This is a genomic window from Acinetobacter sp. S54 (assembly GCF_016624945.1).
Lineage (GTDB): Bacteria > Pseudomonadota > Gammaproteobacteria > Pseudomonadales > Moraxellaceae > Acinetobacter.
Map to the genome: position 1 here is coordinate 156,089 of NZ_JACVUI010000006.1, position 11,760 is coordinate 167,848.

General features: G+C 40.2%; 15 protein-coding genes and 1 riboswitch. Of the genes, 5 read left to right on the plus strand and 10 right to left on the minus strand.

Annotated elements, in window-relative coordinates; translation table 11 throughout:
* Positions 1 to 61 precede the first annotated feature (61 nt).
* A complete protein-coding gene (gene rpoD, locus IAE20_RS11085; RefSeq protein WP_200482294.1) occupies positions 62 to 1,951 on the minus strand; it encodes an RNA polymerase sigma factor RpoD in 1,890 nt (629 codons plus the stop codon).
* A 358-nt stretch (positions 1,952 to 2,309) separates the two neighbouring features.
* Between rpoD and IAE20_RS11090 the strand changes: the two genes are divergently transcribed.
* Both IAE20_RS11090 and IAE20_RS11095 read left to right on the plus strand, forming a co-directional pair.
* Positions 2,310 to 2,516: a PA3496 family putative envelope integrity protein gene (locus IAE20_RS11090; RefSeq protein ID WP_004990657.1), complete on the plus strand. Its 207-nt coding sequence runs from the start codon at positions 2,310 to 2,312 to the stop codon at positions 2,514 to 2,516.
* Between the two features lie 72 nt (positions 2,517 to 2,588).
* Positions 2,589 to 3,113, plus strand: coding sequence for a YecA family protein (locus IAE20_RS11095; RefSeq protein ID WP_200482293.1), 525 nt, complete (start codon positions 2,589 to 2,591; stop codon positions 3,111 to 3,113).
* Positions 3,114 to 3,174: 61 nt separating this feature from the next.
* Here IAE20_RS11095 and tmpT read toward each other — a convergent pair whose 3' ends face one another.
* Together tmpT and IAE20_RS11105 are read right to left on the minus strand one after the other, a co-directional pair.
* A complete protein-coding gene (gene tmpT / locus IAE20_RS11100) occupies positions 3,175 to 3,828 on the minus strand; it encodes a thiopurine S-methyltransferase (protein ID WP_200482292.1) in 654 nt (217 codons plus the stop codon).
* Positions 3,829 to 3,830: 2 nt separating this feature from the next.
* Positions 3,831 to 4,442: a DedA family protein gene (locus tag IAE20_RS11105; RefSeq protein ID WP_200482291.1), complete on the minus strand. Its 612-nt coding sequence runs from the start codon at positions 4,440 to 4,442 to the stop codon at positions 3,831 to 3,833.
* Between the two features lie 174 nt (positions 4,443 to 4,616).
* On the opposite strand from IAE20_RS11105, the gene IAE20_RS11110 reads away from it, so the two are divergent.
* A complete protein-coding gene (locus tag IAE20_RS11110) occupies positions 4,617 to 5,657 on the plus strand; it encodes an LLM class flavin-dependent oxidoreductase (protein WP_200482290.1) in 1,041 nt (346 codons plus the stop codon).
* Positions 5,658 to 5,694: 37 nt separating this feature from the next.
* Positions 5,695 to 6,261 carry a GNAT family N-acetyltransferase gene (locus IAE20_RS11115; RefSeq protein WP_200482289.1) on the plus strand — a complete coding sequence of 189 codons (567 nt, stop codon included), beginning with the start codon at positions 5,695 to 5,697 and terminating at the stop codon, positions 6,259 to 6,261.
* A gap of 54 nt (positions 6,262 to 6,315) precedes the next feature.
* Here IAE20_RS11115 and IAE20_RS11120 read toward each other — a convergent pair whose 3' ends face one another.
* Positions 6,316 to 7,248 carry a rhodanese-related sulfurtransferase gene (locus tag IAE20_RS11120; RefSeq protein ID WP_200482288.1) on the minus strand — a complete coding sequence of 311 codons (933 nt, stop codon included), beginning with the start codon at positions 7,246 to 7,248 and terminating at the stop codon, positions 6,316 to 6,318.
* Between the two features lie 304 nt (positions 7,249 to 7,552).
* Between IAE20_RS11120 and IAE20_RS11125 the strand changes: the two genes are divergently transcribed.
* Positions 7,553 to 8,038 (plus strand): DUF1289 domain-containing protein, encoded by a 486-nt coding sequence (locus IAE20_RS11125; protein ID WP_200482287.1) that lies wholly within the window; start codon positions 7,553 to 7,555, stop codon positions 8,036 to 8,038.
* A 26-nt stretch (positions 8,039 to 8,064) separates the two neighbouring features.
* Here the strand turns inward: IAE20_RS11125 and ribB are convergent, their stop codons facing one another.
* The 6 genes from ribB to IAE20_RS16780 all read right to left on the minus strand — a co-directional run.
* The gene (gene ribB, locus IAE20_RS11130; protein ID WP_200482286.1) at positions 8,065 to 8,724 is read right to left on the minus strand and encodes a 3,4-dihydroxy-2-butanone-4-phosphate synthase; all 660 of its coding nucleotides are present in this window, start codon (positions 8,722 to 8,724) and stop codon (positions 8,065 to 8,067) included.
* 96 nt (positions 8,725 to 8,820) lie between these two features.
* Positions 8,821 to 8,963: riboswitch (FMN riboswitch) on the minus strand.
* Positions 8,964 to 9,086: 123 nt separating this feature from the next.
* The gene (gene panD / locus IAE20_RS11135; protein ID WP_200460660.1) at positions 9,087 to 9,467 is read right to left on the minus strand and encodes an aspartate 1-decarboxylase; all 381 of its coding nucleotides are present in this window, start codon (positions 9,465 to 9,467) and stop codon (positions 9,087 to 9,089) included.
* A 136-nt stretch (positions 9,468 to 9,603) separates the two neighbouring features.
* Positions 9,604 to 10,185: an aminoacyl-tRNA hydrolase gene (gene pth, locus IAE20_RS11140; RefSeq protein WP_200460659.1), complete on the minus strand. Its 582-nt coding sequence runs from the start codon at positions 10,183 to 10,185 to the stop codon at positions 9,604 to 9,606.
* Positions 10,186 to 10,205: 20 nt separating this feature from the next.
* On the minus strand, positions 10,206 to 10,502 hold the full coding sequence (rplY, locus tag IAE20_RS11145; protein WP_200482285.1) for a 50S ribosomal protein L25: 297 nt from the start codon (positions 10,500 to 10,502) through the stop codon (positions 10,206 to 10,208).
* Between the two features lie 98 nt (positions 10,503 to 10,600).
* The gene (locus tag IAE20_RS11150; protein ID WP_004990629.1) at positions 10,601 to 11,554 is read right to left on the minus strand and encodes a ribose-phosphate pyrophosphokinase; all 954 of its coding nucleotides are present in this window, start codon (positions 11,552 to 11,554) and stop codon (positions 10,601 to 10,603) included.
* Positions 11,532 to 11,760 (minus strand): hypothetical protein (locus IAE20_RS16780; protein WP_227610989.1); only part of this gene is annotated, 229 nt, incomplete at its 5' end. The genes IAE20_RS16780 and IAE20_RS11150, both read right to left, overlap by 23 nt.

The window sequence follows — 11,760 nt, forward strand, 5'->3', positions numbered from 1 at the left end:
GTATTTGAATAGTAAATGGGGACAGTCATTTAAATTTCAAGTGACTGTTCATTTAATCAAATTAGTCATTTTCAAGGAATGAACGTAAGTGTTCAGAACGTGAAGGATGACGTAATTTACGTAGAGCTTTTGCTTCAATCTGACGGATACGCTCACGAGTAACGTCAAATTGTTTACCTACTTCTTCCAAAGTATGGTCGGTTGGCATATCAATACCAAAACGCATTTTTAAGACTTTCGCTTCACGTTCCGTCAGATTTTCCAACACTTCACGAGTCGCTTCTTTCAAGCCTTCTGAAGTTGCGGCATCTACTGGAGATGTGATGTTTGAGTCTTCGATAAAATCACCCAAATGTGAATCTTCATCATCACCGATTGGCGTTTCCATCGAAATTGGTTCTTTGGCAATTTTTAAAACCTTACGAACTTTGACTTCGTCCATTTCTAGACGTTCGCCTAATTCTTCAGGGGTTGGTTCACGGCCCATTTCCTGTAATAACTGACGTGATACACGATTGATTTTGTTAATTGTTTCAATCATATGTACAGGAATACGAATAGTACGTGCCTGATCCGCAATTGAACGAGTAATAGCCTGACGAATCCACCATGTCGCATAAGTCGAGAACTTATAACCACGACGGTATTCAAATTTATCCACTGCTTTCATCAGACCGATGTTACCTTCCTGAATCAAATCAAGGAATTGTAATCCACGGTTGGTATATTTTTTGGCAATCGAAATGACTAGACGCAAGTTAGCTTCTACCATTTCTTTTTTGGCACGGCGAGCTTTGGCCTCACCCACTGCCATACGTTTAGAAATATCTTTGATCTCACGAACGTGCAGATCAAGGTCTTTTTCAATGTCGGCAATTTTCTGTTGAAAAGCCAGAACATCTGGACGAACTTTTTCTAAATAAGTACGAGTTTCAGCAGGTGTTTTAGCAATTTGCTCATCTAACCAAGCAGGATTGGATTCCTGACCTGGGAAGCTAGTACGGAACTGGTTACGATCCATACGACCACGACGCACGGCATAACGCATAATTTCACGTTCATTGGCACGGATTTGTTCATGCGTACCGCGAATCATTTCTGAAATAATATCAAACAGACGCGGAGTAAACTTGAACATCATGAAAACAGTCGCAAGTGATTCAAGAGCATCTTTAGCCTGTTCACTGCTACGGCCATGCTGTTCAATCACCGCTTTGGTATTTTTCCAAGCTGCGTCCAATTCTTCGAAACGAACTTTGGCTACTTCAGGATCTGGACCAGATTCACCTTCAGAATCATCATCACTCTCAGACTCTTCTTCTTCGTCGTCATCATCAAGTTTTACATCTTTGGTCGTTTTAGTTGAAGAGTCTTCGTCTTTATCATCCAGTTCAGCTTCTTCTTCAAGCACTTCTGGAATATCTTCATCAGTTTCGGGGTCAAGATAGCCGGAAAGAATATCTGCAAGGCGACGCTCACCTGTTAGAAAGTCATTATATTCTTGGAGTACAACTTCAACGGCATTTGGCCAATAAGCGATTGAGTGCAATACATCGCGGATACCTTCCTCGATACGTTTTGCAATGCTGATTTCACCTTCACGGGTCAGAAGTTCAACTGTTCCCATCTCACGCATGTACATACGCACAGGGTCAGTAGTACGACCAGGTTCACTCTCAACGGATGCCAATACTGCCGCTGCTTCTTCTTCTGCAACTTCATCTGCTGCTTCAGTTGAATCACCAAACATCGTATCATCAGATTCAGGGGCACGTTCATGTACCGGAATACCGACGTCCTGAAGCATTTGAATGATGTCTTCAATCTGTTCACTTTCAGTGATTGAGTCCGGGAGATGATCGTTGACCTCAGCGTAGGTTAGATAACCTTGTTCTTTGCCTCGGCTAATCAGAGCCGCTACCTGAGAAGTAGGGGAATGCATATCGCTCATCTTTGCTTACTCTTCGTTGAATCTGTGGCAGTAAAAAACCGTGCATGATAGCACAATTTGCTGTAAAAGTTTTCGATTTGATCGGTTATATCTGAATTAAAAAATATGTTTGATTTCACAGCTATTTTTTGAATATTGGGTTTGAATTATTTTTTTCAAGTTATGCCATCCTAAATTTTTCATCAAGAATTATCGGTAGAAGTTAGCAAGAGTTTTATAAATATACAAATTTTTTGATGAAAAAAGATACAAATAATCCTCTAAAAGCAAAAAAAATAAAAAAAACTTGACATGCCTGATTAGGCAAGATAAATAGCGCCTAGACCTATTCACATTTTTTCACTACGAGGTAGTTTTAGTGTCTTCTACAGATTTTGAATTAGATGATAGCTACGGTGATGATGATGATGTTAGTTTTGATGAAGCATCAGGCAAAATCAGTGCAAAAGAATCATTAGAAAAGCGTCGTTTAATTGATGATCTTTTGGCGCAGCGCCGTTTAGAGCGGGAGTTGAAAGACTTTGATTATGACTTCGATGACGATGATCTGGATGATGAAGACTAACAGAATCAAACGCCGCATACAGACCTTAAAATGTTATGCTATGCGCTATTTATTGATAACACTGGATAAACAATGAGTACCTTAGATTTAGATCAATTAAGTGATTATCTTGATGGTGACCAAAACGAACATGGTTTGGACTTTGCGGCAACTCATGGTTTCCTGTGTGCAATTGCAGTTGGCCCGCAGTTTGATCGTTGGTTAGATGAGTTATTTGATAGCAATCAGAAGAAAGTTCCTGCTGCCATCATTGAACAAATCAAACTGTGGTTAGATTCGATCCGCCAAAATTTAGCCAATGAAGAGGGGATTGAGTTTCCTTTTGAAATTGAAGAAGCTGATGTAGATTCAAGTTTGGGTGACTGGAGTGTTGGTTTTGTTGATGCTATGTTTCTAAATGAGGATGCATGGTTTACACCAGAATATGAAGAACAATTGGTGGATTTAACTTTACCGATTATGGTGTTTAGCGGTATCGATGAAGAAGATCCACAAATGGAATCTTTCCGCCGCAATGGTCAACTGATGGACGAGTTGGCAGAAGAAATTCCTGATAATCTCAATGAATTGTATTTAATGTATCATACTCCAACATAAGGTTTGATCACGCAGTCGAATCCATTAAAACACCTCTTATATAAGAGGTGTTTTTTTATACTCAGGATCTTGCGGTAAGTAACCACACCTTACTTCGTGGATTCTTTCCTTTATTACCTTCAGGATCGACAAACTGTTCCTTTAAAAGTCGAACTTGATAAAAAGGGCCATACAGTTGTTGCACTTCTTTTGCTTCCACTGAAAAAGGAGGCCCTTCAAAACTGTTTTGATCATATTCATAACTAATGAGAAATTGAGGGGCGGTTTGACTGATCTGAATAAGATGTTTGGTATATTGGCGTCGCATGTCTTTGGGTAGGGCAATGAGTGCAGCACGATCATAAATTGCATCTACTTGACCAAGTTGTTCTTTCGTCAGATCAAAAAAATCACCCACATAAATGTCAATCTGTGGATGGGAATAATGAATTAAATCATTTTGTTCTGAGATTTTAAAATCGAAATTAAAATCTTGTGTGAGCTGTTCGATTAATGCCACTACTGCAATTTGGCTCAGTTCAATGGCAACCACACGAAAGCCTTGTTGTATAAGCCAACGAATATCTAATGTTTTGCCACTTAAAGGGACAAAAACGCGCTGCTTAGTTTTTAAATGAAGCTCAGACCAATGTGCCACAAGCAGAGGGCTTGGAGTGAGTTGGTGAAAACCAATCCGATTTTCTTGCCAGCGCTGATGCCAGAATTCGTGTTGCATAATTACCTCGAGTTATTGGTTTTATAGAATTTACGATAGATCCACCAGCCAACAAATAATAAAGTAATTGTCAAAATGATATAGCCTACACGATGCATAATCGCAAACATAAGTTCCTGATTTTCACCAAAATAAAAACCGACGCAGGCAAGAAATGTCGTCCAGATGATAGTTCCAAAACTGCTATACAGCATAAATTTACCAAAGGGCATCCGACTCATACCAGCAGGAATACTAATTAATGAACGAACTGCGGGTATCATGCGGCCAAAAAATACAATGCGATGTCCGTAATGCTCAAACCAATTCAATGCTTTCTCGAGATCTTTTGATTTAATAAAGAGGTATTTCCCGTAACGATCAACCCATTTGAATAAGGCCGCATGTGAGATTTTTCGACCAATTGCATAAAGTAATGCAGCTGCAAGAATCGACCCTAAACTCCCTGCCACAATCACCCCAACGATTTGAAGTTGACCACGCGAAGCAGTATAGCCCGCACTAGGCATAATCACTTCTGAGGGAATGGGAGGGAAAATATTATCCATAAACATTAGGAAGGCAATGCCGAAATAGCCCAGACTTTCAATTATCTGGATGATCCAGTTGTTCATATACTTTCATTGGCAAATAATCTGATCTTAAAGATTAAGTCTCTGTTTTTAAATCTTTATTTTGTAAATAAGCGTATTCATTTTTTCTATACATTTCCCTACATAATCCTGCATGTAACTCAAGCATTGATCGCTTAGGATGAAACATACTGATGACAATAAAAGGATAAAACCATGCAACTTGGCATTACCATGTTTGGTGACTCTCGTTTTAATTTGCTGACCAATGAAATTCAATCACCTGAAATTCGTATGAAAGAAATCATTGAAGAAATTAAACTCATGGATGAGGTTGGACTTGACTATTTTGGTATCGGTGAACATCACCGTGCAGACTATGTGGTTGCAGCACCTGAGATCATTTTGGCAGCAGCAGCCACGCAAACCAAACATATTATTTTGGGAAGTTCAGTTTCAGTCATCAGTTCTGCAGATCCTGTAAAATTATTTCAGGATTTCGCCATGATTGATTTATTGTCAGATGGACGCGCAGAAATCATGGCTGGACGTGGTTCGTTTATCGAATCATTTCCTTTATTTGGTTATGATTTGAATCAATATGATGAGGTTTTTGAGGAAAAGCTGGATTTATTATTAAAAATTAATACAAATAATCCTGTGAGCTGGAAAGGAAAATTTCGTCCTGAACTTAAGGATCAGGATATTTATCCACGCCCCAAACATGGAAAGTTACCCGTTTGGATCGCTGTGGGGGGAACACCACAGTCAGTCGAACGTGCAGCCCGTTTAGGTTTACCAGTCATGTTTGCAATTATTGGTGGCAATTATACAAATTTCAAAGCGTTATTTGATTATTATCAACAGGCTTATCAGGCCTATGGTCACGATATGCAGAACTTTGAAGTTGGCGTACATATGCATGCCTTTTTTGTGGAAGATCAAAACCAACTCATGCAGCTTCATTATCCAACTTATGCTGCCCAAATGAATCGCATTGGTGCAACTCGCGGTTGGCCAAATTATAAGCCTGAACAATATGAGCAGGGACGCAGTCAAGCAGGCCATCTGATCGTCGGGGATGCACCGTATGCCACTGATAAGATTATCGAGGTGATTGAAACCTTTGGTCTGACACGGTTTGCTGCACATTTGGATACAGGTGCAATGGAGCATAAACATATGATGAAAGCCATTGAGATCTATGGAACTAAAATTGCACCCGAAGTCAGAAAAGCCGTGAATAAAGCTGATTAAAAAGTTGAAATTCTTAATATATGAATGAGGCAGGGATATGATACAGATCAAAATCAGGAAGGCGACTCAACAAGATAAAGATTGGATCGTTGAGTTATATCAACACAACTCAAAACAGTATCTGACAGACACTGACGGTAAGCTAGAGGCGGGTTTTGTACAGGATAATCCACATTTTGATCAACTTGTGCACCACTGGATTGAGTTATCGGCGATTGATGTTGCTGAACTGGATGGGCAGGCCGCTGGTTTTTTAGTAATACAACGTGAAATTGAGTCCAAAAGTCCTGAAATTTTGTCATACATTCAGGAATATGCTCATATTTTAATTTTACAAGAAAGGCCGTTGGCAGATTTACGCTATGCTGCTTATGGGCCTATTTTAGTGGATGATCAGTTTCGGGGTAAAGGGATTGCCAAGATTTTACATGATCAATCACTCGCAGAGCTAAAAGTTGCAGGATTCGATGCCATTGTTGCTTTTATCGATGGAGATAATCCTGTTTCACTTAAAATCCATGATGCATTGGGTATGCAGATTCTCGATAAAGTCGTATTGGCTTCTGGTCAATTTTTTATTTTGGGGCAAATGACAGGCGAGTAGATCAAAAAGCCGAAATACAAAATTTCGGCTTAAGGTTATTTATGTATGAAAAACTTAAAGACGCTTACGTTTTGCTGCGGCAATTTGTGACTGACGCATACGAAAACCTTCTTTTTGTTTCTCAGAAGTTTTATCGATACAGTATACGCAAGACACGCCGTGTTCGTAGTTTGGCAGAGTAACTTCTTCTGGGGTTAATGGCCAACCGCAGGCATGACATTTGATATTCTGGCCTTCTTCCACGCCATGCGTGACAGCAGTACGACCATCAAAGACAAAACATTCACCTTCCCATAAGCTCTCATCGGCTGGAGTTTCTTCCAGATATTTTAAAATACCACCTTTTAAATGATACACCTCGTTGAAGCCTTCTTGTAGAAGTAAGGAGGTTGATTTTTCGCAGCGAATACCGCCAGTACAAAACATGGCAATTTTTTTATCTTTATGCTGTTCTAGATTTTCTTTAACGTATTCTGGAAATTCACGGAAAGTTTCAGTTTTCGGATCTATCGCGCCCTTAAATGTCCCCGCTTTATATTCATAATCATTACGAGTATCAATCAGGATCACATCATCACGGCGAATCAAATCATTCCATTCTTTAGGGTCAAGATAGTGGCCGACCAAATCACGGGGTTTAACTTCAACACCTAAGGTTACGATTTCTTGTTTCAATTTAATTTTCATTTTGCGAAATGGTTTTTCTGAGCTATGCGATTCTTTATATTCCATCGCATTAAAACCTTCATTCAACAAAAATTGATAAATGGTATCAATCGCTTGGCGATCACCTGCAACTGTACCATTAATTCCTTCACTGGCAACAATTAGAGTTCCACACAGATTGATGGCTTTGACTAGCTCTAGAAGACGTTGCTGTAAATCTGCAGCATCATTGACTTCTTTAAATTGATATAGCGCGGCAACAACCCAATCAGTGGTCGCTTGCTGTTCTACAGGTGCAAGCTGTTCTACAGTAGCGTTCATGGAAGACTCCAAAAGTATGAATGAAAAATTCTGGCGCGTATTTTAGCGCGAAATATAGGATTAGGCGAGAAAGTAATACATTTTATAGGGCTTTTAAAAGTTTAGAGGAATAACGGAAAAAATGATCTCTTTACAGAGAGATAAAAATTGTCAGGTAATATGTACTGGATAACTGTCGTATTTCTATTCAAAATACCAAGTATTGTGGTTAAAATTTTATTGCATACAAGATATAGTATGTGAATGCTGCAAAATAGCAATTTAGTCTGATAAGCGTTTAAGATATTAAATAGAGAGATATGTTTTGAGTAATGATCGTCGCATTTCTACGATAACCCCTTGTGCAGGACGTTGTTCAACCACGTTCGGGGATAACGTATGTCGTGGCTGTCGCCGTTTTAATCATGAAATTATACGTTGGAATACTTTTACGCCTGAACAGCAACTCAGCATATGGAAGCGATTAGATTCGCAATTGGATCAAATTTTAATTCCTATGTTGCCTCATGCAAATGTGATTATTGTGATGCAATTTCTTGAATTAAAACGAGTGCGCTTATTGGCACATGCTACAACAGGCCGGAAGTTATATCATGCACTGAAATTATGTGAAAAAAATAAACATTTGGCGCATGAGAGCGGGCTTTCAATAAATAGTGATCAGGTTAAGCCCGTGTGGCAAGAGTTTGAAAGACGGATCTTGTCTTTAGCACAAGCTAGTTATGATTTTGCTTGGTTACGTGCAGATGGAATGCGTACGCATTTATTGCAAATACTCGAAGAATCCTAAAAAGCCCCATGTCGGGGCTTTCGATTTTAAAGATGATGCTTTATGCGATATTGAACCAACTCTTCAATAGTAACCACGGTAAGATGATGAGTCTGTGCGTAAGCCAACACCTGAATACCTACAGCCATAGTTCCATCTGGATTAGTTAATTCACAAAGCACCCCTGATGGTTTTAATCCTGCAAGACGTGCAAGATCTATGGTCGCTTCAGTATGACCGCGACGGGTTAAAACACCGCCATTACGCGCACGTAACGGAAATACATGACCAGGACGATTCAGATCATTGGCAACGGCACCATCTTTAATGGCAGTGTGGATCGTGGTGACACGATCCTGTGCAGATACTCCCGTGGTTACTCCTTGGGCCGCTTCAATTGTGATGGTAAATGCTGTATGAAACTGGCTAGAGTTATTTTGTACCATGGGTGGTAATTGTAGGTGATCAGCCAGATCTTCAGTTAAGCAAAAGCAGACAATTCCTGAACCATCACGGATCATGCGTGCCATAGTTTCTATATTTAAAGTTTCAGCAGCAACAATCAGATCGGCTTCATTTTCGCGATCAAAATCATCCATGACTAACACAGGTTTGCCTTGGCGAATATCTTCTAATGCTTGCTGGATCCGTTGTTCAGCAGGGGAAAGGGCTGAAAAGAAAATTTCAGGTTGAATTAAACTAGACATATGAAATGCTCTCGTAAAGTAAAGTACGGTTAAACATTTCAGGACTGATGCAGAAATAGGGTCGTGACAATAGAACAGAAATGCTCTACTGAGAAACGTCGTCTTCTTTCATCCGGACTATACCGTCGGCTTTGGATTTGCACCAAATCTGCGATTGATGATAAACCATCAATTGCTCGCGGGCTTACTCGTAGAGAGTTTACCGCCGGTGGGGAATTGCACCCCGCCCTGAAGCGATGTCCAATGATTATAGTCTTTTTCAAGTAAAAGACGATATCTTTTTTAGAACAATAGCTTCAAAGCTTATTTAAAATAAGCATTAAAAAAGCCCGCTAATGCGAGCTTTCCCAATATTTTAAATTCTAAGCCACTTGAACTGGAATACAATTTGCAGTGTGATTCACAGTATTATCTGGATTAGCATAGACTAAACGTGGTTTATGGGCATTTGCTTCTGCTTCGGTAAAATCACCAAATGTTGCAATAATCACAAGATCACCGACATCAGCTTGATGCGCTGCACCACCATTTACTGAGATAATACCAGAACGTTCTTCACCGCGAATGGCATAGGTTGTGAAACGTTTGCCATTGGTTACGTTCCAGACATGGATTTCTTCATATTCGCGAATCCCAGCTAAATCCATTAATACGCCGTCAATTGCACAAGAACCCTCATAATGAAGTTCGGCATGCGTAACCACTGCACGGTGAATTTTGCATTTTAATAAACGAGATAGCATGGCTAGCGTCTCCTGAGTTGACCTAAGCGTATGATCTTACGATTGAAACCTTATCTGACTTTTTGAGTCGGCATTTGAATGCGCATTTTGCTCTTAAAAAAAGCGAATGGCAAGCTCGATTGTTCAACAATTCAAGTTAATTGGGCTTGTAGGCATTGATTTGATTCATTGCCTGTGAAATTTGACCATCGACCAATAATTTCACTTTGGATAATGCATGATGAATCGCGTCATCCATCAGTTGTTGTTCATCTTTTGGCGCTTTACCGAGTACATGTCCGGAAACACGTTCCTTTGAGCCAGGATGACCAATACCAATTCGTAAACGATGAAAGTTTGAACCAATATGGGGAACAATGTCACGTAAACCATTGTGTCCACCATGTCCACCACCACTCTTGAGACGAATAACGCCTGGATCCATGTCCAATTCGTCATGAGCAATTAAAATGGATTCTGGGGAAATTTGATAAAATTTGGCAAAGGGAACGACACTTTGACCAGACCGATTCATGAAGGTAGTGGGAATCAGCAGACGAACATCGTGTCCTTCTATTGTACCACGTCCCGTATAACCGTTAAATTTGGGATCTTTTTTGAGAGTGATGCCATATTGATCTGCAAGCTGCTCAACAAACCAGAAACCTGCATTATGGCGGGTTTGAGCATATTCCGTACCGGGATTGCCCAAACCAACAATTAGCGAAATATTTGACACTAATTTACGCTCAATACAACTTACGCGCGTTTAAAGTCTGCGTGCATTGGTGTATTTTTAGCTGGGTGACGTTGTAACGCTTGGATTTTAACGTTTTCAACTTTGTCACCAATTTTGATTTCTACAACTTCTTCAAAGAATGAATTGCTTTCTAAAGCTTTTACAACTTCACGAAGTTCTAAAGTAACTGCTACAGGCTCAGCATTACCACCATAGATAATCGCTGGAATTAAAAATTCGCGACGAAGGCGGCGGCTCGCACCTTTCCCTTGTTTGTCTTCAGCACGCGCTTGAGCGTTTAATACGAAGTTTGCCATGACATAAATCCTAGTAAGGTTTAAATAAACTAAACTTGCGACCAGTTTAGTGATAGAAAACCCCAGCCAAAGCCAGGGTTTAGAAAAAAGCTGCGCTATTATAGATAACTATCAAACATTGCGCTAATAGATTCTTCGTTATTAATACGACGAATTGTTTCAGCGACCATGCCTGCAACTGAGACTTGACGAATCTTGCCTAAGTTTTGCGCTTCTACAGAAAGAGGAATTGTGTCAGTCACAACCAATTCATCTATTACAGAATTTGTTAGGTTTTCAATGGCTTTACCTGAAAGTACAGGGTGAGTTGCATAGGCAATCACACGGCGTGCACCAAACTGTTTTAAGGCATCGGCCGCTTTACAAAGGGTACCAGCAGTATCCACCATATCATCGACAATGACACAGTCACGATCTTTCACATCACCAATCAAATGCATCACTTGAGATTCATTGGCTTTTTGACGACGCTTATCAATAATAGCAAGGTCAATATCACCCATTTGTTTGGCAACGGCACGAGCACGAACTACACCACCTACGTCTGGCGAAACCACCATCAGATTATGGTGTTGTTGTTGACGTAAATCAGCCAACAATGCAGGTGTACCATAGATGTTATCGACAGGAATATCAAAGAAACCCTGAATCTGGTCAGCATGTAGATCAATCATTACAACCCGATCAATACCAACTGTGGTCAGCATATCTGCAACAACTTTTGCAGTAATTGGTACACGAGTTGAACGTGGACGACGGTCCTGACGTGCATAACCAAAATATGGAATCACAGCCGTAATACGTCCCGCACTTGCGCGACGTAAGGCATCTGCCATAACCAGAATTTCCATCAGGTTATCATTGGTTGGTGCGCAAGTAGGCTGAACAATGAAAACGTCTTTGCCTCGTACATTTTCAGTAATTTCGACAGTGATTTCACCATCAGAAAATTTACCTACAGCAGCAGCTCCCAGAGGAATGTGCAAATGGCTAACGACTTTTTGGGCAAATTGTGGATGTGCAGTTCCACTAAAAACGACAAGATTGGGCATGAAGCACCTGAGCGAGGATTACGTGAAGCAACGCTTCACCCGAGCGCAAGGGAAAAAACGGTGATTTTCCAAAAGGGTTAAGCAATGCTTTGCCCGAGCGCAAAAGAAAAATATTTAATTTTTCTAACGGGTAGTTTAAAAAATAATCTGTTATATGGCAGGGGCGGCTGGATTCGAACCAACGGATGCCGAGATCAAAACCCGGT